The following is a 22,605-nucleotide window of genomic DNA, read 5'->3' as shown; positions in this document are numbered from 1 at the left end:
GACGGTACCAGCGGGGTTCGGTCGGCCCCACCCATTTATCGGGGCACGGTCGGCTGCCCCGGACAGGGGTCGGACGTACTGCCGCATGACACTGCCCCATGACACCGCCCCACGACTGCGGCCACGACGGATGCCGGCCGATCAGTCGTGCCGGGAGGTGTCCGGGTGGGAGGTCACAACTTTGGTGGCGAAGCTTGCCAGTTGGGCCCGCAGTCGCTCGCGCGGCGTGCCCTCCTGGTCGGCCAGGCGCTCCACGAGGTCGGCACGGGTGGCGGCGAGCAGGGCGTGGGCGGTGAACGCGGCGTCGGTCAGGCCCGGGAGCTGTTCCAGCATGGAGCGGAGCAGGCCGTGCCACCGCTCGTAGTGCTCCGCCTGGTACAGGCTGTTGCTCCCGCTCTCCTCCAGGGCCAGCGCGAGGCGCCGGTTGTCGAGCTTGAAGCACAGGACGGCGTCGAGCAGGGCGAGTACGCGTTCCTTCGGCGGGGTGGCGGGCCCGAGGGGTGGCGGGCCCGCTTCCACGGCCTCCCTGATCGGTTCGAGTCGGGCCTCGTAGAGCGCGCGAAGCAGGCCGGCGCGGTCGCCGAAGGCGCGGAAGAGCGTTCCCTTGCCGACTCCGGCCGCCGCCGCGATGTCGGCCATGGTCAGGTCCTCGGGGCTCGCGGCGCGGGCGAAGAGGGCGTCGGCGGCCTCCAGAACGGCTTTCCGGTTACGGGCGGCGTCCTTGCGGGGTTTGCGCTCGGCCACGTGGCTCCTCCATTGAAAAGCGGACCCGGAGTCCGTATTGTCGAACCGGACCCAGGGTCCGCATTCCATGAGATGGAGGATACCCGTGCCCCTACCCGTATCGATCTCTCCGGTGGAGCTGTACCGCCACAGCCTGCGACTCCTGCTCGACAAGGACATCCCCGGCTGGGTCGGCCTGTGGGCGGAGGACGGCGTGATGGAGTTTCCGTTCGCGCCACCCGGCTGGCCCGCGCGGCTGGAGGGGAGGGAGGCCATCGCCGCCTACATGCGCGACTACCCCGACCGGATCGACCTTCACGACTTCCCCGAAGCCGACCTGCGGATCCACGAGACCGCCGAGCCGCGGACCATCGTGGTCGAGATGCGCGGGGTCGGCCGGCTGGTGGAGACCGGCCGTCCCTTCGACATGACGTACATCGCCGTCGTCACCGTCGAGGACGGGCGCATCACCTCCTACCGCGACTACTGGAACCCCCTCGCCGCCCTCGAACCCGGCATCGACGTCGCCGGGAGCGGCCGATGACCGCCACCGGCACCACTCGGCTCACGGGCACCACTCGACTCACGGGCACCACGCTCGTCATCGGCGCCACCGGCACCACCGGCAGCCGCACCGCCGCACAGCTGACGGCCGCCGGTCACGCGGTCAAGGCCGCCAGCCGCAGGGCGACCCCGGTGCCAGGCGCCGAACCGGTCGTCTTCGACTGGTACGACTCCGGCACCCATGAGGCCGCCCTCGAAGGCGTCGACCGCGTCTACGTGATCCCGCCCGTGGGCGATCCCGACCCCGCGGCCGTCGTCCTGCCCTTCCTGCGCCGGGCCCGCGCCGCAGGCGTGCGGCGCGCGGTGCTCCTGAGCGCCTCCTCCATCCCGGAAGGCGGACCGGCCGTGGGCCTGGTGCACCAGGCGCTGCCGGGCATCTTCGACGAGTGGACGGTGCTGCGGCCGTCCTGGTTCATGCAGAACTTCACCGGTAGCCACATGCACGCCCGCAGCATCCGGACCGACGGCGCCATCTGGACCGCCACCGGGAGCGGCCGGGTCGGCTTCGTCGACGCCGACGACATAGCCGCTGTCGCCGTCCGCGCCCTGACCGACGAGCACACCCCCGACACCGACCTCCTCCTCACCGGTCCCGAGGCGATGAGCTACGACGACATCGCCACGGTCGTCACCGAGGTCACCGGCCGCCCCGTGGTCCACCGGCCGCTGTCCCACCGGGAGATGTGCGACCGGCTCGCCGCGCTGATGCCAAAGGAGTTCGCCGCGATGCTGGCCGGCATGGACCGGGCGATCGCCGAGGGCGCGGAGGACCGGGTCACCGACTCCGTCCAGCGCGTGACGGGGCGGCCCGCGCGCACCTTCCGCGACGTCGCGGAGAGGGAGCTGCGACCAGGCAGTTGACGTTCCACGCCGCCGGCCGTTCCGGTTCGAGTCGCCGCGTGACCTCGGCCGTTACCGGGTGCTACGGCGGTGAGGTTCGGTGCTGCCGCGGCTGCTTCGGTCGTGGCCGACTTGCCCAGGCAGATCACCACGGTCAGTCGGCCGGGCCTTGAGGCGGTGGTTCCGGTGACGGCCACCACCCCGCAGGTCAGCGAAGGGGCTGGCGGGTGGTGAGGGCTGTACCGCAGGCGGTGTGCACGGTGGCCAGGGCCGTGACGACACTCTGGGTCCACGACAGCATCGTGCGTGCGCGGAGTGCCGGATCGTCGCTGGCCGGGCGGCCGAAGGCACCGGAGGGGCTCTGCTGGGCGAGAAGAAGGGCGACGGCGTCGCGGGTGACGCGGTGCTGGGCCCGCCCGGCACGGGCCGAGTCCCGGACGATGCCGGCGATGTGCCCCAGGTGGTAGTTCTTGCAGGCCTCGGGCAAGGCGGCGGTGGACGTCTCCGGCGAGGAGTGCGGCCCGTCGGCTCCGGCGTCGATCAGCGCGGCCGCACGCCGAGGAGCGAGCAGCCCCAGACCGACGAGGCGTCGGACGTTGTACGCCGCCTGTGGCGGAACCTTGTCGAGGAGTTCGACGGCGGCGGCGGTGGACTTGAGGAACGTATCGAGTGACGGGCAGGTGATCCCGTGCGCCCGCAGGCCGAACGCGAACTCACCCACGACCTCCATCCCGTGTCCCTGCCACACGTCCGGTTCCGCATGCGCGAGACGTTCGGAGAATTCGAGGAGCAGCGGACGAGCGAGCTCGGATTCGCCAAGAGCCTCGGCCGCATGCGCGACAGCCGCTGCGGCGGGCAGACAACCGGCCGGGTCGTGGCGCCGACTGGTGTCCGCCAGCCACAACACCGCCTGCCGCAACGGCTCTTCCACGCTGAGGCGGGGCGTCGGTACGGACGGCCGTTGTCTGCGCATCACCTTGGGGCTGCGGTCCAGGAGGGCGGCCAGGGCCACGACGATGGTGGTGTGGTAGCCGGTGGCCCAGTGCTGGTACGCGTCGTCGCCGTCGGTGAGTCCGGGGTGGACCACGCCAGGTGGCCCGTTGACCCGCCCCTCGGCCTCTTGTGCCGCCGCGAGGAACTCCCATGCCCGGCAGGCTTCCTCGGAATCTCTCACCCCGAGACACAACAGGCAGCACAGAAGTTCTCCCACCAGGTCGGCATTTCGTTGGTCAAGGGTGAGAACGAGGAGTGCTTCGAGCAGCTCCACCGCCGCGCCCGTATCGAAGTCCGAGGGCCAACGGGGCTCGCGCAGACCGAAATCCGTGGCGTAGAAGATCGTGTGGGTGATGGCGTAGATGTCGCGGTCGGCGAGTTTGACGACATTCGGCTTGTTGCAGAGCAAGGTGAACGGCAGGACGTCGTCCATGGCCGGCAGCGAATGCCGGATACCGCACAGCTCCAGGGTGTGCAGCAGATCAAGCTGCCGGTACGGGATCCGCTCGAATACCGTCGCGTAACCTCCGGCAGCGGCCTGAGTGAGAAGTTGCCGGAATTCCGGGTCGTCGCGTCCGCAGAGCCGCAATGCTGCATAGGTCCCCGCGTACAACAGAAGGGCAGCCTCGTCCCGGGCGATCAGCTCGCGATAGGAGGGCCGAGCCGCGATCTCCTCGACCTGGTCCAGGAGCGCCGCGTAGTGACCGTCCAAGGGTTCCGGGTCGAGGCGCGCCCGAAGGCCCACAAGGAAGGCGGTCTCGATGAGCGCTTTGCGGGCGAACAGCACACGGTCAGTGGTGGCTTCGGCCGGATCGATGAGATCCCGGCGCGCAGCGAGCCAGGCGACCGCCCGGGTCTCCACCGCGCGCCTTTGTGACGAGCCGTCACCGGGTTGCGTCGTGTCCATCGGATGCCTCCCGGCGGTCGGCTAAGTCAGTGGCTCAGTTGCCCGCAGCGCCGTCGTCGCACTCCGCGACCTGGTTGGCGACCACAAGGACATACCGCTCCCAGGCGAGGACATAGCCGGCCACGTCGTCGAGTTGGCTGACCTGGTCAACGACTTGCTCCAGCGGAATGCGGAGGTCGACAAGTCCGCTCGTCCGCAGGAAATCTAAGGCCTTACGGGCATCGACCGGAGGGGGAGGACAGGACATCGGTTACTCCTTCGGAGTGGTTCGGGTGGATATAGCGAGTGTCGCGTTGCCGTGATGGACTTGTCACGGCTTTCGCCTCTCCCGGAAAACCGGCGATTCGATAGGTCCAGGTAAGCCGCGTGATACTCGCAGAGAAAACACCCGTTCGGCCTAATGTTCCCGAAGGGTGCGTAGGGTGCGTGGCTTCAGGTGGTGCGACCGGGGGTACGCCGCAGTCCCGGCCCTGCCGGGCGTCGCGGTCTTCCTTTACGGTCCGCCAGACCGTCGACGGTGCGATTCTCTCGTTGGCCTGTGTCATTCCGGCACCATGCGCATCCTGGACGGTAATGCCTCCATCCGGCTTCACCAGTTCGGCTTCACCAGTCCCGCTTCATCAGTCCCGCTTCACCAGTCCCGCTTCATCAGTCCCGCTTCACCAGTCCGGGCCAGCCAGGCGCACCGGTGGGCCGGTGCCTGAAACGAAGACGTGCCCCCGGGCTCGCCGGCGCCGGTGGCGCGGCGGGCCCGAAGGCACGCATCCGTCCCGCCTACGCCCCCTCAGCCTTCTCCCACAACGTCGCCGTCACGTTCAGCGTGGGATTGACCGCGCCGATGCCGATGTAGCCCTGGCCGTACGGTCCGCCGACCTTGGTGATGGTCAGCTTGGCCACCCGGTCGTCCGTGGTGATCAGGCACCAGATCGTGCCGGCGGCGAGGTCCTTGGAGAAGACGGGCAGGGGGACGGCGCGCTCGTTGGCCGCGGCCCGGCAGGCGGTTGCCGTGGAGGTGCCGGGGTCGGCTTGGCCCAGCCGGATCACCGTGGAGGCGTCGTTGAGCTTGATGCCGCCGGCGGTGCTGCCGCCCTCGCCGAGACAACCGCCGTAGACCAGATCGACGTTGGCGTTCCCGCCCCCGTAGGTGTCTCCCTTCGCCACCGTGGCGTTGTCCAGATCGAGGAGCTGATCGCCGCCGAGACCGCACGACGGGCCCGGGATCACCAGGTGCTTGTCGCGGTACACCGCCTTCGGCTCGGACGGTGCGCGGTGGGACGGCTGGGTGCTGGGCGACGCCGCGATCGGCGTTTTGCCGCCCTGGGGGGTCGGTGCCTCGTCGTGATGGACGGTCGGAGTGGCCTGCGGCCCCTCCTTGCCTCCGCCCGCGCGGTCATCGTCCCCGAAGGTGCCCGGCAGCCACTTGACCAGCGACACCGCCAGTAGCACCGTCGCCGCACCGGCCAGGGCGGCCGCGACCACCGCGCCGCGGCGCCGGGTGCGTACGGGAGCGGGCGCCGGCGGGCCGAGATGGAAGACCCCCGCCTCCGGGGCGCGCCGCGGGGGAGGGGGCGGGGGCGGCGCCGACGGCCAGGGTGGGGCCTCGGGGCGCGGTGCCCCCGCCGCCGGCTCCGACCACCCCCGTACCAGCGCCAGCGACCCCGCGTTGCCCGCCGCCCGCCGCTGCGGCCGCGGCAGCCCCCGGCCGTGCAGTTCGCGGTCGACATGGGCGTGGATCTCGTCGAGGGCCAGCGGGGCCGGCCGGGCCAGGGCGGTCAGCAGGGCCCCGGTGAACGCGGTGTGGGCGGCGCCCTGGGGAGCGTGGGCCGGTGTCGTCTTCGTGGACGCGGTCAGCAGATACGTACCGGCCATCTCTAGCTGCCCGAGGGCCAGTTGGGCCGGCGAGGACATCGCGGAGATCGCCCGCCCGGAGAAGCAGCAGTCCAGCAGGAGCACCCGGTAGGCGGCGCGCGCGTCGCTCACATTGCGTTTGACCAGCTCGATCGGTACGGCGGAGAAGCCGGCCTGGTCGATGTCGGTGTGCCGCAGGCCCAGGTGCAGCAACCCGTCGTCGTCCAGCACCCCGTGCCCGGCGTAGTAGACCAGCAGGAGGTCGTCCGCCTCCCTTACCGCCCAGCTCAGCGCCGTGCCGACGGTGGCCTGGTCCGCGGGGTCGGACACCACGCGGCAGTGTTCGGGGGCCAGCAGACCGTGCACGGGATGCGTCAGCGCGGCCTTGAGCGCCCGGAGGTTCGCCTCCACGGCGGGCATGTCGGGCAGTTCGGCCCTGCTGAAACGGCTGGTTCCGATCAGCACGGCCCGGCTGGTGGGGCCGTGCGGAAGTCTCGGACCGGCCGTGTGCCCGCTCATTCCCCCTGCCCTGTGGGGTGCGCGCCGGACGCCTGCCCGTCGGGGTGCGCGGCGGGCCGTTCGGCGAGCGAACGGAACACCTCCTGCGCCTCGCGGATCACCGCCCGTTCGTCGGTGGCGCGTGTGACGTCGAGGGTGACCCTCCGACCGTCGTCCGCCTCCAGCGTGACGGTGACGTCACTGCGACGACTGGTGAGCCAGGCGCACAGCGGGGCGATCAGCCCCACGATGCCGCCCGAGCCCAGGATGACGGTCAGCGCGTCCGCGCTGCCGCCCATGTGGCCGGGCGGCGGCGGAGTGTGCCGCGGGTGCACCCGTCCGCGCAGCCCGTCGCCGGCCGACAGCCACTGGTGCAGCGCCCGTAAGTCCGCCTCGACGTCCGGCGCTTCGACGGTCAGTGTCAGTTCCCCCATGGCGGCATCTCCCCACAGCCCCATCCGGCTCTCACATAGCGGTGGCCACGGCAGGTGGCCGCTGCCATCCTGGCACGATCAGGTGGCGCGGATGTCCCCTTTCCCCGGGTACCGACCGACGCTCGCCGGCCGGTACCCCTCCCCGCACCGACCCTCCGCCTCGCCGCCCGCCACCGGCACGGTGAACCCGCACCACAGAGCCTTGCCCGAGCCGCGCGGTTCGGTGCCCCGACGGTTCGCGAGGGCCCCGACGAGCGGCAGTCCGCGTCCGGAGGGGGCGGTCTTGCGGCTGCGGCGGCGCCAGGAGGCCGAACTCACCGGTCGGACGGACGGAACGGACTCGACCGGGTCGAGGCGGGCAGTTGCTTCGAGCCCGGCTTGCCTCGTCGTTCGTGCGGAAGGCCGACAGCCCGTCAGTCCGGCAGCGGATGGGGGTTCAGCTCGCTTGTTGTCGCTGCCCCGGGCCGTCGCTTTGGACGCCGCCGCGGGGCAATACGGCCATCTGCCCCTTGTCCGCGGCTAATTCGCACCTGATCCACATCTTCCGCCTTGAGTGATGACATGCGTAGGCCATCGGTATATGGTTCGGCCACTGTCACCCAGGGTGCAGCTCTGGCCAACGATTGATTCCGGTGGTTGAAGGCTGCGGTGCCTGGAGTGCAGTGCCCTACCCCCCTCAGAGCTCTGTTCGCGTGCACCGGATCCGGTCGTGTCAGACCGGGGCGTTTGCGCGCCGCAGAAAGGCATGCCCATGTCCCGAATACGGGTCACCAGACCCGCTGCCCTGACCGCGCTGGCAGGCGTAGGAGCCTGTCTGGCAGTCGTCGTCGTGCCGTCCGCGTTCGCGGGCACGACCACCCCGGCCGGCAGCACCTGCACGATCCGCCCCACGGCGAAGCACGACGAGGCGCCGCTCAGTTGTCTCGGCGTCACCGTTTCTCTCAACCACTTGCCTGCCGTCGGTGAGCAGGCCACCCTCACCGTGGACGTCCGGGCGCAGGCCGACGTCAAGCACGCCGGACTGTCCATCCAACTGCCGCCCACGATCCGGATGTCCGGCCGGGAATCCGGCCTGGCGGCACCCACAACGGACACCTTCGGCCAGCGCACCAGCCGGACGCTCGCCCTCACCCCGGGCACCCGCACCCTCAAGCTCAAGGTCGAGGCCGTCGCCGCCGGGCCCGCCCAGATCCAGGCGGACATCAGCGACATCGACCGTCCCGACCCGCGCCGCGCCGGGCACGACTCGTTGGAACTCACCGTCGGCAGGTCCAAGGGCTCCTCCGACAAGGGGGTTTCGATCACCAAGGGCGATGCGGCTCCGGACCACCGTCCCGGGGCCGGCACCCGCAAGCCACGCCCGGTCACCCCCAAGGCCGCTGCCCCCGCCCCTGTCTCCACCCGTCCCTCGGCTGCCTCAGCCCCTGCCTCCCCGCGCGCCGCCGCCGCAGCCACGTCCAATGCCCAGGTCTGCGTCAGCGGCACCTTCCGCAACCGCTTCCAGTCAGCGGAGGGCGGCAGTTGGAACGGCAAGGCCAACCGGGACGAGCCGGTCAGCAACGTCAACATCACCCTGTGGGGCAAGCCGACCGCCAACAGCGGTACGCAGAAGCTCGCCACGGGGATGACCGGCAACGGTGACGGCAAGTTCAACCTCTGCTACACCCCGAGCACCTCCGTCACCTCCCAGGCATGGGTGGAGTTCCAGACCCAGGCCGGCCGCATGTGGTCGGTGGTCGACGGCAGCGGCCGCCTCTACGCCACCGCCACGTACTCGCTGAACAACATCTCGCGCAGCACCAGCCTGGGCAACGTGTACGCCAACGACGGACAGAGCCGTGCCTGGCACGTCCTCGACACGCTCAACAAGCTGTGGTGGAACCGCGGTTCCACGACCAACTGCTGGGCGAGCAGCCAGCAGGACGGCCACTGCACCCCGATCACCGTCCAGTGGTACCCCGGCTCCACCGACGGCACCTACTGGACCACCAACGAAGACAAGATCCACCTTGCCGACAACGACCCCGACGCCGAGCACACCACCATCCACGAAGCGGGCCACGCCCTCATGGGCAAGCTCTACAAGGGCTGGTGGCCCAATGTGAGCAACTGCTCGCCCCATTACGTCAACCGCACCTCCTCCACCAGCTGCGGCTGGACCGAGGGCTTCGCCAACGCGGTGGCGTTCCACACCTTCAACGACACCACGTACTACTGGGGCAACGGCAGTTCCCTGAACCTCGCCAATGACCGCTCCACGAACGGCATCGATCCGGGCGACGCCTGCGAGGCCCGCGTGGCCACCGCGCTGGTCGACCTGTGGTCCCAGGTCGACGGCGGCTGGATGAAGAGCAACAGCATGATGTCCCGGACCTGGCAGTCCAGCTTCCGTGAGTACTTCGTCAACGACCGGCCCGATTACGGCCTGGACAGCGGGACGAAGGCCCGGAACATCCTCTACAACCACACCATCCAGTACTGAAACCCCACCATCCAGTACTGATCCCGACTGCGGGAAGCTGAATGGACCCATGGACCGGGCCGACAGGTGGCCCGGTCCATGGCTGTCCCCACCGAAGTGCCGGCCGAAGAGCCCGACCGAGGTGTCTTGTGTGCGGGGGAGGGTCCCGGACCGTGATCAACCCGCGAGCACCGGCCCCGTCAGCACTCGGGTACCCGGTCGGGGGACACCGCGCCGTCGTCGCTCATGATGGACGTGCTGGCGTCGATGTAGCCGGATCCGCCGTCGTGGGAGATCTTGTACGTCGCGCCGTAGCCGAATCCGGTCGCATCCGCTTTGCCCGGCGTGTAGCACTCGACCGTCACCGGCGTGAGCGTGGTCAGATCGGCGATCGGGCTCTGGCCCCGCGGGTCGGCGTTCGGCCAGACGGAGACCTTGTCGTAGTTTCCGATCTTTCCGTCGACGCCACACCCTGCCAGCACAGCCGTCGCCAACCCGGCTGCTGCCACCGACACCACCACGTGCCGTTTGCGATCCACTTGTTCCCCCGTCCTTTCCGCCCGCACGGAATCCGTTGTGCCGGATGACTGCTGGTTCGGTGCTCTGCTCAGGCAAGAGCGCACCCTCGTCGGTCAACTCGCGCGTCGGAGTGGGGCGGGCGACCGTGGGTGGGTTTGCGGTGGGGCCGTTCGGTGACGAGACCGAGGGCCGAGGGTGCGCGACAAGTTAGTCGCCCCCTCCGCCGCCACATGACGAGCCGCAGGAAGAGCCACAGGACGGAGTGGAACAGCCACCGCCTGGATGGGGACGTCGCCGGCACCTCGCTCCCGTCGGGACCAGCGCGCTCGTCGCCGCCGTCCACAGTTCCTGGTCCGCGCTGAACCCCGCCTCTTCGATCAGGGCCACGGTCCGCAGGTGTGCGCCCGGGTCGTGATCCGGGGCGTCCGGCCCGTCGGGGTGGTGGTGCACGAACTGTCCGAGCCGGGCGCACAGCTTGGCGTACAGCGCCGTGTGCAGAATGAGGGCGTGCCACCCCTCGTCGACGATGCGCGAAGGGCGGATGGACGTCGTCGGGAACTTCGCGGCGGCCACCACGAACTTGAGGGCTTCCTCCACGACGCGCCTGGCCATCGGCTCGTCCATGCCGGGGTTGTTGTCCATGACCGTTGCGATGACACCCCTGAACGCGTCAGGAGCGAGTAAGTCCCGTACCTCGTGCATGTGGTGTCTGCCTTCCTGGTGTGTGTTCCGTCCGACGCCGGCCTCTGGCGTCCCGCCTCGGCCGTTCGATCTGCCAGGACCGATCAGGCCGGGGGGAGTCGTCTCGCTCGGTCAGCCCACCGGCCGATCACTGTGCTGCGAGCCCTCCACCGCGCTGGGCCGGGGTGACTCCAGATGGTGCTTGAGACGCTGCAGTGTGGTGCCGATATTGGTGTGGTTGGCGCCGATGCGGTCAAAGACGCCGGTGATCAAGATGGCGAAGGGAATGAACCACAGAGGCACCCGCATCCAGCTGGTCTCGGTGACGGTGCAGCCCTCCGCTGTGGGTGCGATGTCGTACTGCCAGCGGGAGATGGGGACTCCGAGCGCCGCCGTCACCTCGTAGGCGAAGCACCGGCCCGGATCGGCATCCGTGATCCGGCAGGTGGTGATCCAGCGACGCAGGCCGTTGCGGTTGTGGCCGCGGAAGCGGGCGCCCACCGCAGGGGCAGTGGCTCCGCCCAGCCAGCGGGCACGGTGGGCCTCCGCCGCGAGACGGATCATGACGGGCGGATCGCTGACGACGCGATAGCAATCGGCCGGGGTCGCCCTGATGGCCACCGTGCCCATGGCCGCGGGGGCCGGGAATCGCGGAATGCGCGACAGGCGCAGCACGGACATCAAAGCCTCCTCGACTGATGTAATCAGTGATTACATCAGCGCGCGGCGAGGAGGTCAAGACCCTGCGGAACCTGGTCAGTTGGCGATGCCGAGGCCCAAGGTGTCCAGGACCTGCACGGCCAGCTGCTCCGCCCGATCCGGCGGCAGATACCCGTCAACGATCATCTGGGACAGGCCGTAGACGATCGCCTGACCCGCGAGACCCACGATCGCGGGATCGCCGGGACGCAGCACACCGGCCTTCTGGTCGGCGACGATGATGTCGATCAGAGACCGCTCGATGTCCGACAGGCGCTGGTGCAGTTCGGCGGGCTGACCGTCGCCGAACACCCTGGTCTTGATCAGTTCGAAGCGGCGCGGGTAGCGGATCGCGTAACGGACGAAGCCCAGGCCGAACGCGCGCATCACGGAACCCTCGACGTCCGCGACCATGCCGAGCTGCCACCGCTCGAAGTCGGCCAGGATGCGGTCGGCGACCGCGGTCAGCAGCGCCTGACGGTCGGCGAAATGCCGAAACGGCGCTCCCGGCGACACCCCTGCCCGGCGGGCGACTTCACGTACGGTCACCTGCTCCGTCCCCCGCTCGTCCAGGAGCTCGATGGCCGCGGCGGTGAGAGCGGCGGGGAGGTCGCCATGGTGGTAACCAGCGCGTTCGGTGGACTTGCCCTTCATGTACGCAGTGCTACCACACGCATGACCGCCACCGATCGGCGCCCTGGAGGCCGCGCGCACAGCTGAGGCCCACGGCGCACGTGGACGTTGCCGCGCTGGCATGCCGGGGAATCCGTGTCTGTCCGGCTCGGGGACGGGCGGTGTCAGTCGCCGTGACCCTGCGCCCTGCTCCGCAGTTGGGAGGGCCGCTGGCCCCGGGCCCATGGCATGTCGGGTGTCGCGGTGGGCGATACCCCACACGGTGCCACGGGCCCGGACTCGGCCGCGGTAGCCGTCGTGGTCGTCGTGGCGGCGGTGGCTCAGGCCGGCGGCAGCTTTCCGTGGCCGAAGAGCTTGCGTTCGTCGTGCAGGGCGAACGGCGTGGTCCTGAGGTCGACGATCTGGATGCCGAAGACCTTCAACTGCAGCATCAGTTGGGTCTTCAGGTCGTAGCCCGCGCTGAGCGCCCACGCCGGGGCGCCGCCGCCGGTGGCCGCCGCGGCCCGCCCGGTGAGGTGGACGGACAGGTCGCCGCCGACCCCCGCGGTGTCGTAGAGGAACACCTGGGCATGTGCGCCGACGCGGGCCGTCGCGGTGGCCGCGCCCTCGACGCGGGGCGTGCCGCCCTTGGTCTGCTGGTGCGCCTCGTGGAGCGGCTGCCAGCCGTGCCCGCGGTCGTACTTCGCGCCGACGGCGAACGAACCGGAGGTGCGCTGATCGGCATCGAGCACGATGCGCCCGCCGGCGGTGAAGCGGTAGGTGAAGGTGACCTCGGTGCTGACCACGACGGGAACCGGGCCGACCCAGAAGACGTGCCGCCCGGTGACCGCGGCCAGCGGCACCGAGACCTGCCCGGTGTCGGCGGTGCCGCGCACCTTGCCGTGCACCTGCCAGCCGTAGGAGTAGGAGCCGCCGAGCCCGATGGCCGCGCGCTCCGGCAGCAGGTTCAGGCCGCCGCGCTTGTCGTACTGGAAGATCAGCTCAGGCCGGAACGCCACCTCGCCGGAGAGCCGGGCGGGAGACTTACCGGTGCCTTCCACTCCCTTGGGCAGCGGCACGTTGACGCCCAGGCGCAGGGTGGTGAGCCCCTTCCTCGCCTCGGGCGGCAGTGCATCGCCCTGGGAGGTGGCGGCCGCGCCGGTGCGGGTGAGCCCGTTGCGCGGCGTTCCGGAGGCGGAGGACGACGGGCTGGGTGAGGCTCCGGCCGACGCGTCCGGCCCGTCGCCGGCGGGCGTGCTCGGCTCGCCGGACGGCGTGCTGGCACCGTCGGACGGGGTGGCCGGGCCGGTGCCTGCGGCGGGGGTGCGCACGCTGACGCCGGACGAGAGCGGCTTGACGGTGAGTTCGCCGGGCCGCAGCGCCGCGCGCCGGTCCACCTTCTGGTCGCCGAGCAGCTCCGGGAGCGTGGCCGGGACGGTGGTCACCCGGACCTTGCCACCGCGCGAGCCGGTGACCTTGCCCACCTTGAACAGCGCTCCCGAGGGGGCGTGCCGGTTGGGCGCGGCGGCGATGACGTCGCCCGTGCGCACGGTCTTGCCGGCGGACGGCTTGAGCACCGCCTGCTTGCGCTGGGCGTCGTAGGACGAGAGCTGTACGGAGACCGAACGGCCGGAGTCGGCGGGCGCATTGGACGGCTTGGCGACGACGGCGCCCTCCGGGCCGGGGGCCCCGGCACCGTCGTCCGCCGCCGCGGCGTCCGGTTCGGCGGAGCCGGCGGCCTGTATACCGGCCGGGGGCGTACCGGGGTCCTTGGAATCGGAGAGCAGGGCGTGGGTGCCGAGGGCGGCGGGGACGAGTACGCCGACCGCGGCGGCGGGCACGGCGATACGGCGCCAGGAAACAGCCATGGAATTCCTTGGGAATGCGGGGGGTGTTGGCGAAAAACAGGCCGTCTACCGGTCCCCGAGGGATCCTGACGACGGCACAGAAGTCGTCCGCAGATCGAACGTCTGTAGGGGTTCGGGCGGCTTCCTCGTAGCATGGCGACGAATGATCGCTTTCGCCATGGGGAAAGACACCGAGTCGGGAGGGGACGGGTGGAGACTTCCACAAGGGTGCCGGGGGCCGTTGCCGCACTGCATGCCGGGATCGATGCCCTCACCAGCGAGGTCATCCACGCCCTCCGGGCCCAACTCCCCTCCTACGCGGCGGTCCCGGCGGACCAGCTCCGGCCGCGGGTGACGGTGTCGCTGCGCAACGGCCTGACGCTGGTGCAGCACTGGTCCGGCGCGGGGCACCGGTCACCCCAGGGCACGGCACACGCCAGCGGCCCGGCGTACGACCTTCCGGCCGGGCACCTCGCCGAAGTGACGGCGCTGGCCCGCTCCGTGCCCGTCGAGGACATCATCTCGGCCTACCGGATCGGTTCGGACATCGTCTGGCGGCGGTTCGGCGAGGAGATGGCGGCCCGTCAAGGCACCGCCGAAGACCTCCTGCCGATCGCCGAGACGCTCCGCGCCTGGGCAGCCGCGACCACCTTGCGCATCGTCCACAGCTGCCGCGCCGACCTCCAGCGAAGAACGGTGACCGATCGTCGGCGGGCGGCGCTGGTCCGCGCACTGCTGCTCGGCGAGGCGCGGTGGGCCGAAATCGACGCCGACGGCCGACCGGAGGACGGCGAGCTGGACGACGCCTACGACCGGAGCGCACTGCGCCTCCCGTTCCGGGCCCGGCTGCCCGTCCCTCCCGGGCCCGACGGCCCGGCCTGCCCCCCGGCCCCCGGTGCCGCCCCGCGCGGGCCCGGGGACTCCGACTCCGCCGACGGAGCCCTCGCCCGCACCGTCGATCTGCTGCGCCCCTGGCTCGCCCTGGACGCCTCGGGGAAGCCGTTGGTCACGACGGTGGACGGGGAGGTGGCGGGCCTGCTGGCGGCGCGACCCGAGGGGCTGTGCCGCGGTCTGGTGGTGGGGCTGGGCGCCCCGGCGCCTGCGTCCAGGCTCGCCGCGGAGTTCGTCCGGGCCACCCAGGCCCTCCGCGCAGCGGTCGGCTCCGGGCTCGTCGGGGTGTTCACCCACGAGGAACTGGGGCTGCGGGCCACGGTCGTGGCGCTGCCGGCCGTGGGCGAACAGTTGGTCCGGCTGCGTCTGGCGCCCCTGACCGAACGGGGCGAGGACGGCGTCCAGCTGGAGGAGGCCGTCGCCGCCTATCTAGGGCAGGGGATGCGGCTGGAGGCCGCCGCGCGCGCCCTGTACGTCCACCCCAACACGCTGCGCAACCGGCTCCGCCGCTTCGAGGAGATCACCGGAACCAGCCTGCGCGATCCGGCCGATCTGGCGGAGGTCTGGTGGGCGCTGACCCACCGCCGGATCCACGGCCCGACGAGCTGAGGCCCGGGCTTCCGGCGGTGGGGTGAGCCCGGCCCGGGGCGCCACCAACCGCTGTTCCGCCGTTCCGCCGTTCTGCTGTTCGCAGTTCCGCTGACAGCACCGACCACTGTGAGCGGTCGGGCTCGACCCGTACCTGAACCGCCTCTCGCTCCAGCTCTGGGGCTTGGAGCTGGATCGGGCGCCGCGCCCGCACTGGGCCAGCAACCGACTGAAGGCGTCGACAAGTTCCCTCATGACAGCGCGGAAGCGCGCCGTCAGACGGTCTTGACGACGGTGCCGGCGCGTTCGAGCGCGGTTACCTCGTCGGCGGGTGCCGTGGTGTCGGTGACGAGGGTGTGCAGGAGTGTGGAGGGGCCGACGTACGCGTAGGCGGTGTGGCCGAGTTTGGTGGCGTCGGCGGCGACGATGATGCGGCGTGTGGAGGCGATGCCGGCCTTCTTCACGGCCGCGTCATCGAGGTCGTAGGCGGTCAGGCCCTCGGCTGCGCTCAGACCGCAGCAGCCCATGACGGCAGTGTCGAAGCGCAGTGCCGCCAGGGAGGCGAGGGTGAGCGGGCCGGTGAGGGCTCCCTCGGCAGCCCGAGGCTGCCCGCCGGGCACCATCAGCGTGGCCGGGCTCGGACCCTCGCCGAGTACCTGGATGGCCTGCAATGACAGAGGCATCACAGTGACCGGCCGGCGGCGCAGCAGGTGGGCGATCTCCAGGCAGGTGGTGCCGCTGTCGAGGAGGACGGTCTCGCCGTCGGCGATGAGCGAGGACACCTCGGCCGCGATGCGGCGCTTGGCGTCGATGGCGTCGTGAGCCCGCAGCGCGAAGGGCGGCTCGTTGCCCCGGAGCAGCAGGGTGCGGGCCCCGCCGCGGACTCGCTCAAGGACGCCCTGTGCGGCCAGCGCGTCGAGGTCGCGTCGGATGGTCATCTCGGAGGCGCCGGTCAGTTCGGCGAGTTCCTGGACCGTGATCCTTCCCGTCTCTCGGACGGCCTGCGCGATCATCCCGTGTCGGTCTGCGTTGCTCATACCGTGATTGAACACCGCACGAAACGAACAATCAATGTGTGCGAAGCGACGGTATTCAATCACTTCTGATGTTCGTTATGGTGCCGATCATGAATCAACCGCTGCGAGCTGCCCGAGTCGCGACCTTTGTCTACTTCATCCTGTGCGGCACGACGATGGGCACCTGGGTGGTGCACATCCCCGCCATCGAGGAGCGCGTCGGCATCAGCCACGCGACGCTCGGAGGTCTCCTGGTGCTGCTGGGCGTGGGAGCCTTCCTCGGCATGCAGGCGGCCGGGCGTCTGACCGACCGGCTCGGAGCGCGCCTCGTTGTGCCCGCCACCGGCGTGCTGTGCAGCGCGGCCCTGGCACTGCCCGGTCTCCCACGGGACCCCTGGACGCTGGCAGGAGCCCTGCTGGCCTTCGGGTTCTGCAACGGCTGCCTGGACGTGAGCATGAACGCCCACGCCGTCCACGTGGAGAAGGCGTACGGCCGCCCGGTCATGTCGGCCTTCCACGCCACGTTCTCGGTCGGCGGTGTCCTCGCCTCGCTCGCCGGAGCGGCCACGGCGAGCGCCGGCCTGAGCCCGGCCGCAGGCATGGCTGCCATGGGAGCCCTGGGCATCGTGATCGCCCTGGTCTCGGCGGGTGCCCTGCTGCCGGCCGCACCCACCGCCGTCGACACGGACTCGGGTGCGCAGGCCGAGCAGGCACCCGCCGCCGCGCGCCGCAGGACCGGTCGGCGCATCTGGCTCCTCGCCGCCCTGGCTCTGATGGTCATGCTGTGCGAGGGAGCCGCCAACGACTGGAGCGCGCTGCACCTGAAGGACATCCTCGGCGCACCCGCGAGCACTGCCGCCTTCGGATACGGCACCTTCGCGGCGACCATGACGATCGGCCGGCTGCTCGCCGACCGCCTCGTCGCCCGGCTCGGGTCCATGGCGATCCTGCGCTACGGCGCGGCCACGGCCGCTGTCGGCATCACGATCGTGGCCCTCTCCCCGTGGACGTGGGCCGCGTTCGCAGGCTGGGCGCTGTTCGGTCTGGGGCTGTCCGGTTGTGTCCCGCAGTTGTTCAGTGCAGCCGGGCACGCCGACCCCTCCGCTGCCGGGGCCAACGTCTCCCGCGTCGCCGGGCTCGGCTACGTCGGCATGCTCGCCGGCCCCGCCGTGATCGGCTGGCTGACCCATCTCGTCGCCCTGAACCACGCCTTCGCGCTGCTGACCCTGGCGTGTGCGATCACCGCAGTGGCCGCCGGTACCCTGCGCACCGGATCCGACCGCACGCGCGAGATGGCAGCAAGCAGCCACTGAACGCCCGCGGGGTCCGGAGGAACCGCCACCATGTCCGTCGACCGGAACGTCGTGCTGTTCGACCGCGTCGCGCTGTCCGTCCTCGTCGGGCTGTGCGCTTGGACAGGCCCGCCATGTCTTCCGCTGATCCGCGGGACCGTGGGGAGCCGCTCGCCCGCGCGGCGGCAGCCCCGTACGCCGCGAAGGGCCCCGCACCGAGTAAGTCGTCAGGAGTGGTGGACCGGCAGTCCGTCAGGTGCCGCCTCGGTCTTTCGTGCCAGCAGGGTGACCGTGACGTCAGGCGCAATCTGACGCTTGCCGGTGGGCGTGAATCCACGTCGCTGGTAGAGGGCGAGCGCGGGCTGGTTGGCGGTTCCGGTGGAGACCAGGGTCACTTCCGCGGGTTCCATGGCATCGAGACTGTTGAGCAGTGCCGTAGCGATGCCGCGGCGGTGTGCACGGGGGTGGACCACGAGTCGGCAGATGTCCAGGGTGCCGTCGTGCAGTCGGGCCCAGGACACGGCTCCTACCAAGCCGGTCTCGTCCGTGACTCCGAGGAAGGACTCCGTGCAGCTACGCAACTCCTGGAGCGTTTCGTGCAGCGGCGGGATGCCGTCGAAACCGATGAGCTCGGCCTCCACGGCGTAGGCAGCGCGCTGAAGTTGCCACAACTGCCGCAACGTACCCGGATCGGCCAGGTCCAGCCGATGGGGTTCGCTCCATTGCCGGCAGGGCGCTGCGTCGGTGCTGCGGTGGCTTGTCATGCGGCAATCCTTGCAGAGCGCACGATCGGCACGCCGCGCTCGAAGACCCCGCCACTGCGGGCGCGCGTATCGGTGGAATGACCGATGTGCGGGGGTGGGGGAGTGGTTCATAGTCCTCGGGAGATCGTGTGCGGGCGGCCGAGGTGCGCCCGGTTTTCGAAAGGACCCTTCTGTGGACACGTATGCGGATCTGGTGTTTCTCGGCGGGCAGGTGGTCACGGTCGATGCGGAGTTCTCCGTCGCCTCGGCCCTGGCGGTGACCGCCGGGGTCATCAGCGCCGTCGGCGGGCGGGACGACGTCGCGCCGCTCGTCGGGCCCGACACCCGCGTCGTCGACCTGCGGGGAGCGACGCTGCTTCCCGGCATCAACGATTCCCACCTGCACGGATGTGCCTTCGGCATGGCGACGCCGCCGCTCTCCCTCGACGTCGGCCATCCCGCCGTGTCCTCCCTCGCGGACGTGGCCGAGGCGGTACGGGAAGCCGTCGGTCGGGTTCCGGGCGGGCAGTGGATCACGGGGCACGGCTGGGACCCCGGATTCCTCGACGAGTGCGTCACCGATCCTTCGCGGCAGCCCTCCCGGCGCGACCTCGACGCCGTGAGCCCGGACCACCCCGTCGTCCTGTACTCCTTCTCCGGGCACGCCACCTGGGTCAACTCCAAGGCGCTTGAGCTCATCGGGATCGACCGGCACACCGTCGCGCCGCCCGGCGGTGCCATCGTCGTGGACGACGCCGGGGAGCCGACCGGGCTGCTCCACGAGGGGGCCCAGGCCCTCGTCCAGAACGCGCTGCCGCCGCTCAGCCGGCAGGAACGGACCGACGCGATCCGGTCGACCCTGGCCACGCTCGCCCGGCTCGGCGTGACCAGCTACACCGAGCCCGGGCTCGGCCCCGGCGGCGACGGCATCATGCGGGGCGCGCTCGGCGCGCAGACCCTCGACGTCTACCGCCAGCTGCTGGCCGACGGCGAACTGACCGCCCGCGTCGGCGTCTTGGTCCTGCCCACCGGAATGGCGAGCACCGCCGAGGAGTTCGCCCGCACCCTCACCGCCCTCGACGACTCCGGTGCGTCCGGTGACGCCGATCCGCGCCGCCTCGCCATCCACGGAGTCAAGATCTTCGCCGACGGCATCGTCCCCAACAAGACGGCCTGGATGCATGAGCCGTACGTCGGCGGCGGCTGTGGTTCCCTGTGTGTCGGCGGCGAGACCGACGCCGAGCGGATCGCCGAGATCGACGCCATGATCCGGCATGCCCACGCCGCCGGACATCAGGTGGGCGTCCACGTCACCGGCGACCGGGCCTGCGACTCCGTCGCGGACGCCTTCGCCGCGGCCGCGGCAGAGCACCCGCGGCCCGACGCCCGCCACTACGTCATCCACGGTGACTTCCTCACCGCGCACAGCATGAAGGTGCTGGCCGCGCACGGCTTCGGCGTCAACATGAACCCCACCATCAAATGGACCGTCGCCGACATGGAGGAGGAGTTCGTCGGCGCCGAACGGGCCGCTTACGCATGGCCCTACCGCGATGCCATCGACGCCGGTGTGCGGGTCGCGAGCGGGTCCGACGCCCCCGTCACGCACCCGGACTGGCGCCAGGGCGTCGCCACCATGGTGCTGCGCGAATCGAAGGCCGCCGGCCGGGTCAGCGGACCCGAGCAGCGCATCGGCCTGGCCGAGGCGATCCGCACGTACACGATCGACGCGGCGTGGCAGGACTTCGCCGACGACTGGAAGGGCTCCCTGGAGCCGGGCAAGGTCGCCGACCTGTGCGTGCTCGACGGTGACCTGCTCGGCGCCGACCCCCACGACATCCCGCAGATGCCCGTCGTCCTCACCGTCGTGGACGGGCAGGTCGTGCACGACGCCCTTCGCGATTGACCTGTTCCGGAGAAATGATCATCCTTGGAGGATGGCAGCACAACGGAGCACGGCGGACATCCTGGACGCGGCCGTCCACGTCCGTGAGGCCGCCAAGAACGCCACGAGCGGCGCGAGTGGCGCGAGTGGCTTCGACACGGTCCTCACGGCGCTGTCGGAGGTGATGGCGTACGACCACGCCTCCCTGACCCGGTGGGATCCGGTGCATCAGCGCCACACCACCCTGGCCGGGAGCTACCCGGACGACGCCACGGCCTACATCGAGACCCATCTCCACCACGACCCGGTCTTCCCCGTGCTCCGCAGCCCGGCCCGAGGTGGTCTCTGGCTCAGTGACGTCCCCCGGCAGCTCCTGGCCACCTCCCCGGGCTTCCAGGAAGTGCTGCGTCCCCTCGGCATCGAGGGCGGCGTGGCCCAGTGCCTGTTCCACGCCGACGGCCGGTACGTCGGCATGCTGAACGTCAGCACCCGCCGACCGCGGCGCGCGCCCGATCCGGCGCGCGCCGTGGTCACCCTCCTCACCGAGGCCCTCGCCGCGGCCGTCGCCCGAGGAGGCCTGCCGCCCGCCGAGGAGGCCACCGCGGCCGACCCCGCCGCGGACGCGCGGCGGCGCGGTGGGCTCTCGCCACGGGAGGTCCAGGTACTGGCCGAACTGACCACCGGCCGCACCAACAGAGAGATCGCCGCGCGGTTGTGTATCACGCCGCGCACCGTAGGGACCCACATCGAGCACATCCTCGCCAAGCTGGACCTCCCCAACCGCGCGGCGGCCGCCGCCCGAGCCGTCGCCTGGGGAATCGAACCCTCCCGCTGACGCCAGCCCCCCCGGCGCACAACACCCGGACCGCGGGCGGGCCCCTGACAACGGGTGAACGGTGGAAGATCACCCCACAGCCAGCGGCTCCACGGCTCCATGACTTCCGCGGAAGGCCACCCCCAGACTGCCTGGGAATCCCCGGCCCTCTGGGGGTGGGCGGGCCGCGGACCCGGCAGGCGGCACCGCCGACCGCCCTGGCACGTGGTCCGCCCTTCATGACAGCCCGGCCAGGCGGCCCCGATCACCGCGCGCTTACGAGTCGTTGTCCACGTACAGCCCCCAGGCGCGACGGCTGGAGCTCCAATCGCAGTACCAGTAGCTGTAGGCGGAGTTCTCTCCGTCGGCCTCGCACCTGGCCAAGGTGGTGTACCAGCCGACGCGGATGATGCTGAGGCCGGTGGTCGGTGCGGCTGCCGTCGTGCTGCTGTCGACGGACGCGGGAGCGGCCTGCGCGGGAGCGGACAAGCCGCCCAGCGCCAGCGCTGCCCCAACGGCCGCGCCAGCGAGGACCTTGCGCATACGCATGATTCATCCTTCTCTCTCGACGGATGGACCTTCGCATGTCCGTGGGCACGTGCCGGACATGCTTCGAAGCCCGTGGACGCATTCGATCGGCGCGGACACAAGAGCACGGCCGCTGTCGCGATCGATGTACAGGATGCAGAGAGCGAGCGTTCCCGGCCTTGTCATTCCGCGCAGGGTTGTTGACGATTCGCGCACGCCTCGGGCAGCAGGTTCCTGTAATCCCGCGGTGGTATGCCGTAGGCGGCCCGGAAAAGGCGGCTGAAGTGTGCCGGGTTGGCGAAACCCCATCGGGCAGCGATGACCTGGACCGGATGGGCGTGGAGGTGCGGGTTGATCAGGTCGAGGCGGCAGCGTTCCAGACGGCGGTGGCGTATCCAGGCGGCCGGCGAAGTGTCGTCGTCGGCAAACATCTGCTGGAGATAGCGCAGGGAGACGTGGTGGGCGTCCGCGATCGTCTGGGGGGTCATGGCCGGGTCGGCGAGATGCTGCTCGACGAACGCGTTGATCCGGGCCCGCAGGGCGCTCCGGCGGGCCTCCGGGCTCAGCGCATCCTCGGAATCCAGGCAGCGGGCGAGTACGGACGCCAGGAGGTCCAGGGTGACCGAAGAGAGTGTGGGGATATCGGCGGAAGTGAATTCGCTGGCGCGCGCGTTGAGGTCGGCCAGCCAGCGGACGAACACCCCGCCCATGCCGCGACGCCCGTCGATCCGGATACCGAGCAGGTGCTGCACGGTCTTGTCCGGCAGCGGCATCAGCCCACGCGGAAACTGCACGGTCACATGCGACCAACTGCCCGGAACCGCGTGCACATCTCCGCGGTAGGGACGGCTGCTGTCCATCAGCACCAGGTCACCGGCACGCAGCGCCATGTCCCCCTCCGCCAGGGAGAGAACTCCCTCCGCACGGAGGAAATAGTTGATCTGGTACGCCTCGGGATCGGACTGCCGGATCACCTTCGCGGTCCGCGCGATCTCCAGATGCGGGAAGGACATCGTGGAGACCTGTAACTCCCCTAAATCCAGGACTCGTATCTTGGCGCGGAAGTCGTCCTGAGCGTTGCTGCGCAGCCGGTTGGGCATGTGCGAGCGCTCGGTGAATTCGGTAAACAGCTCGAATCTCTCCGGCGCTTCAACGACGTCCGTGCTGAGCTCTCTCACCAGCATAGCCAGCCCCCTGTAGCCGGTTCCTCAGAGCGTCGAAC

21 protein-coding genes are annotated in these 22,605 nt (G+C 70.7%); 7 read left to right on the top strand and 14 right to left on the bottom strand.

Translation table 11 applies throughout. From position 1 onward, the window contains the following. Nucleotides 1-141: 141 nt before the first annotated feature. The gene (locus AB0G35_RS28480; RefSeq protein WP_360955450.1) at nucleotides 142-744 is read right to left on the bottom strand and encodes a TetR/AcrR family transcriptional regulator; all 603 of its coding nucleotides are present in this window, start codon (nucleotides 742-744) and stop codon (nucleotides 142-144) included. A gap of 85 nt (nucleotides 745-829) precedes the next feature. Here AB0G35_RS28480 and AB0G35_RS28475 point away from each other — a divergent pair, with 85 nt between their 5' ends. Together AB0G35_RS28475 and AB0G35_RS28470 are read left to right on the top strand one after the other, a co-directional pair. Further along, nucleotides 830-1,267 carry a nuclear transport factor 2 family protein gene (locus AB0G35_RS28475; RefSeq protein ID WP_360955448.1) on the top strand — a complete coding sequence of 146 codons (438 nt, stop codon included), beginning with the start codon at nucleotides 830-832 and terminating at the stop codon, nucleotides 1,265-1,267. Continuing rightward, on the top strand, nucleotides 1,264-2,148 hold the full coding sequence (locus AB0G35_RS28470) for an NAD(P)H-binding protein (RefSeq protein ID WP_360955446.1): 885 nt from the start codon (nucleotides 1,264-1,266) through the stop codon (nucleotides 2,146-2,148). Before AB0G35_RS28475 ends, AB0G35_RS28470 begins: the two co-directional genes overlap by 4 nt. A gap of 187 nt (nucleotides 2,149-2,335) precedes the next feature. On the opposite strand, the gene AB0G35_RS28465 is transcribed toward AB0G35_RS28470, so the two are convergent. The 4 genes from AB0G35_RS28465 to AB0G35_RS28450 all read right to left on the bottom strand — a co-directional run bounded on the left by AB0G35_RS28465 (nucleotide 2,336) and on the right by AB0G35_RS28450 (nucleotide 6,807). Continuing rightward, nucleotides 2,336-4,027, bottom strand: a complete 1,692-nt coding sequence (locus AB0G35_RS28465; protein ID WP_360955444.1) for a hypothetical protein — start codon at nucleotides 4,025-4,027, stop codon at nucleotides 2,336-2,338. Between the two features lie 34 nt (nucleotides 4,028-4,061). Further along, the gene (locus AB0G35_RS28460) at nucleotides 4,062-4,274 is read right to left on the bottom strand and encodes a hypothetical protein (protein WP_030410179.1); all 213 of its coding nucleotides are present in this window, start codon (nucleotides 4,272-4,274) and stop codon (nucleotides 4,062-4,064) included. 527 nt (nucleotides 4,275-4,801) lie between these two features. Further along, nucleotides 4,802-6,394, bottom strand: a complete 1,593-nt coding sequence (locus AB0G35_RS28455; RefSeq protein WP_360955442.1) for a caspase family protein — start codon at nucleotides 6,392-6,394, stop codon at nucleotides 4,802-4,804. After that, complete coding sequence (locus AB0G35_RS28450) at nucleotides 6,391-6,807, bottom strand: hypothetical protein (protein ID WP_360955440.1); 417 nt, start codon at nucleotides 6,805-6,807, stop codon at nucleotides 6,391-6,393. The genes AB0G35_RS28455 and AB0G35_RS28450 overlap by 4 nt, the downstream gene beginning before the upstream one ends. Nucleotides 6,808-7,558: 751 nt before the next feature. Here AB0G35_RS28450 and AB0G35_RS28445 point away from each other — a divergent pair. Then, complete coding sequence (locus tag AB0G35_RS28445; RefSeq protein ID WP_360955438.1) at nucleotides 7,559-9,289, top strand: mycolysin; 1,731 nt, start codon at nucleotides 7,559-7,561, stop codon at nucleotides 9,287-9,289. Between the two features lie 179 nt (nucleotides 9,290-9,468). Here AB0G35_RS28445 and AB0G35_RS28440 read toward each other — a convergent pair whose 3' ends face one another. From AB0G35_RS28440 to AB0G35_RS28420, 5 genes are all read right to left on the bottom strand, one after another. Next, nucleotides 9,469-9,807, bottom strand: coding sequence for a hypothetical protein (locus tag AB0G35_RS28440; RefSeq protein WP_360955436.1), 339 nt, complete (start codon nucleotides 9,805-9,807; stop codon nucleotides 9,469-9,471). A 187-nt stretch (nucleotides 9,808-9,994) separates the two neighbouring features. Beyond that, on the bottom strand, nucleotides 9,995-10,429 hold the full coding sequence (locus AB0G35_RS28435) for a hypothetical protein (protein ID WP_360955434.1): 435 nt from the start codon (nucleotides 10,427-10,429) through the stop codon (nucleotides 9,995-9,997). A gap of 171 nt (nucleotides 10,430-10,600) precedes the next feature. Beyond that, complete coding sequence (locus AB0G35_RS28430) at nucleotides 10,601-11,149, bottom strand: SRPBCC family protein (RefSeq protein ID WP_360955432.1); 549 nt, start codon at nucleotides 11,147-11,149, stop codon at nucleotides 10,601-10,603. A gap of 75 nt (nucleotides 11,150-11,224) precedes the next feature. Next, the gene (locus AB0G35_RS28425) at nucleotides 11,225-11,821 is read right to left on the bottom strand and encodes a TetR/AcrR family transcriptional regulator (RefSeq protein ID WP_360955430.1); all 597 of its coding nucleotides are present in this window, start codon (nucleotides 11,819-11,821) and stop codon (nucleotides 11,225-11,227) included. Between the two features lie 299 nt (nucleotides 11,822-12,120). Continuing rightward, the gene (locus AB0G35_RS28420) at nucleotides 12,121-13,647 is read right to left on the bottom strand and encodes a hypothetical protein (protein ID WP_360955428.1); all 1,527 of its coding nucleotides are present in this window, start codon (nucleotides 13,645-13,647) and stop codon (nucleotides 12,121-12,123) included. 189 nt (nucleotides 13,648-13,836) lie between these two features. Here AB0G35_RS28420 and AB0G35_RS28415 point away from each other — a divergent pair, with 189 nt between their 5' ends. After that, nucleotides 13,837-15,126, top strand: a complete 1,290-nt coding sequence (locus AB0G35_RS28415) for a helix-turn-helix domain-containing protein (protein ID WP_360955426.1) — start codon at nucleotides 13,837-13,839, stop codon at nucleotides 15,124-15,126. Nucleotides 15,127-15,380: 254 nt separating this feature from the next. Here AB0G35_RS28415 and AB0G35_RS28410 read toward each other — a convergent pair whose 3' ends face one another. Next, complete coding sequence (locus AB0G35_RS28410) at nucleotides 15,381-16,142, bottom strand: DeoR/GlpR family DNA-binding transcription regulator (protein WP_360955424.1); 762 nt, start codon at nucleotides 16,140-16,142, stop codon at nucleotides 15,381-15,383. Nucleotides 16,143-16,231: 89 nt separating this feature from the next. Between AB0G35_RS28410 and AB0G35_RS28405 the strand changes: the two genes are divergently transcribed. Continuing rightward, nucleotides 16,232-17,434 carry an MFS transporter gene (locus AB0G35_RS28405; RefSeq protein ID WP_360955422.1) on the top strand — a complete coding sequence of 401 codons (1,203 nt, stop codon included), beginning with the start codon at nucleotides 16,232-16,234 and terminating at the stop codon, nucleotides 17,432-17,434. Between the two features lie 206 nt (nucleotides 17,435-17,640). Here the strand turns inward: AB0G35_RS28405 and AB0G35_RS28400 are convergent, their stop codons facing one another. Beyond that, nucleotides 17,641-18,177: a GNAT family N-acetyltransferase gene (locus tag AB0G35_RS28400; RefSeq protein WP_360955420.1), complete on the bottom strand. Its 537-nt coding sequence runs from the start codon at nucleotides 18,175-18,177 to the stop codon at nucleotides 17,641-17,643. 172 nt (nucleotides 18,178-18,349) lie between these two features. On the opposite strand from AB0G35_RS28400, the gene AB0G35_RS28395 reads away from it, so the two are divergent. Both AB0G35_RS28395 and AB0G35_RS28390 read left to right on the top strand, forming a co-directional pair. Then, complete coding sequence (locus tag AB0G35_RS28395) at nucleotides 18,350-20,062, top strand: amidohydrolase (RefSeq protein WP_360955418.1); 1,713 nt, start codon at nucleotides 18,350-18,352, stop codon at nucleotides 20,060-20,062. 31 nt (nucleotides 20,063-20,093) lie between these two features. Further along, nucleotides 20,094-20,876, top strand: a complete 783-nt coding sequence (locus AB0G35_RS28390; RefSeq protein ID WP_360955416.1) for a LuxR C-terminal-related transcriptional regulator — start codon at nucleotides 20,094-20,096, stop codon at nucleotides 20,874-20,876. A 255-nt stretch (nucleotides 20,877-21,131) separates the two neighbouring features. Here AB0G35_RS28390 and AB0G35_RS28385 read toward each other — a convergent pair whose 3' ends face one another. After that, nucleotides 21,132-21,404, bottom strand: coding sequence for a hypothetical protein (locus tag AB0G35_RS28385; RefSeq protein WP_360955414.1), 273 nt, complete (start codon nucleotides 21,402-21,404; stop codon nucleotides 21,132-21,134). A 161-nt stretch (nucleotides 21,405-21,565) separates the two neighbouring features. Next, the gene (locus AB0G35_RS28380; RefSeq protein ID WP_360955412.1) at nucleotides 21,566-22,567 is read right to left on the bottom strand and encodes a helix-turn-helix domain-containing protein; all 1,002 of its coding nucleotides are present in this window, start codon (nucleotides 22,565-22,567) and stop codon (nucleotides 21,566-21,568) included. Nucleotides 22,568-22,605 lie beyond the last annotated feature (38 nt).

It is taken from the genome of Streptomyces sp. NPDC021749 (genome assembly GCF_040640655.1).
Taxonomy (GTDB): domain Bacteria; phylum Actinomycetota; class Actinomycetes; order Streptomycetales; family Streptomycetaceae; genus Streptomyces.
Note: the sequence above shows the minus strand (reverse complement) of the source record. Positions and strands in the feature narration are given on the sequence as shown.

Excerpts from the sequence above, each read along its gene's own strand:
- AB0G35_RS28450 (WP_360955440.1), bottom strand. The coding sequence starts at position 6,807 with ATGGGGGAACTGACACTGACCGTCGAAGCGCCGGACGTCGAGGCGGAC.
- AB0G35_RS28400 (WP_360955420.1), bottom strand. The coding sequence starts at position 18,177 with ATGACAAGCCACCGCAGCACCGACGCAGCGCCCTGCCGGCAATGGAGC.
- AB0G35_RS28385 (WP_360955414.1), bottom strand. The coding sequence starts at position 21,404 with ATGCGTATGCGCAAGGTCCTCGCTGGCGCGGCCGTTGGGGCAGCGCTG.
- AB0G35_RS28435 (WP_360955434.1), bottom strand. The coding sequence starts at position 10,429 with ATGGACAACAACCCCGGCATGGACGAGCCGATGGCCAGGCGCGTCGTG.
- AB0G35_RS28470 (WP_360955446.1), top strand. The coding sequence starts at position 1,264 with ATGACCGCCACCGGCACCACTCGGCTCACGGGCACCACTCGACTCACG.
- AB0G35_RS28410 (WP_360955424.1), bottom strand. The coding sequence starts at position 16,142 with ATGAGCAACGCAGACCGACACGGGATGATCGCGCAGGCCGTCCGAGAG.
- AB0G35_RS28420 (WP_360955428.1), bottom strand. The coding sequence starts at position 13,647 with ATGGCTGTTTCCTGGCGCCGTATCGCCGTGCCCGCCGCCGCGGTCGGC.
- AB0G35_RS28445 (WP_360955438.1), top strand. The coding sequence starts at position 7,559 with ATGTCCCGAATACGGGTCACCAGACCCGCTGCCCTGACCGCGCTGGCA.
- AB0G35_RS28390 (WP_360955416.1), top strand. The coding sequence starts at position 20,094 with ATGGCAGCACAACGGAGCACGGCGGACATCCTGGACGCGGCCGTCCAC.
- AB0G35_RS28460 (WP_030410179.1), bottom strand. The coding sequence starts at position 4,274 with ATGTCCTGTCCTCCCCCTCCGGTCGATGCCCGTAAGGCCTTAGATTTC.
- AB0G35_RS28380 (WP_360955412.1), bottom strand. The coding sequence starts at position 22,567 with ATGCTGGTGAGAGAGCTCAGCACGGACGTCGTTGAAGCGCCGGAGAGA.
- AB0G35_RS28455 (WP_360955442.1), bottom strand. The coding sequence starts at position 6,394 with ATGAGCGGGCACACGGCCGGTCCGAGACTTCCGCACGGCCCCACCAGC.
- AB0G35_RS28465 (WP_360955444.1), bottom strand. The coding sequence starts at position 4,027 with ATGGACACGACGCAACCCGGTGACGGCTCGTCACAAAGGCGCGCGGTG.
- AB0G35_RS28405 (WP_360955422.1), top strand. The coding sequence starts at position 16,232 with ATGAATCAACCGCTGCGAGCTGCCCGAGTCGCGACCTTTGTCTACTTC.
- AB0G35_RS28425 (WP_360955430.1), bottom strand. The coding sequence starts at position 11,821 with ATGAAGGGCAAGTCCACCGAACGCGCTGGTTACCACCATGGCGACCTC.
- AB0G35_RS28430 (WP_360955432.1), bottom strand. The coding sequence starts at position 11,149 with ATGTCCGTGCTGCGCCTGTCGCGCATTCCGCGATTCCCGGCCCCCGCG.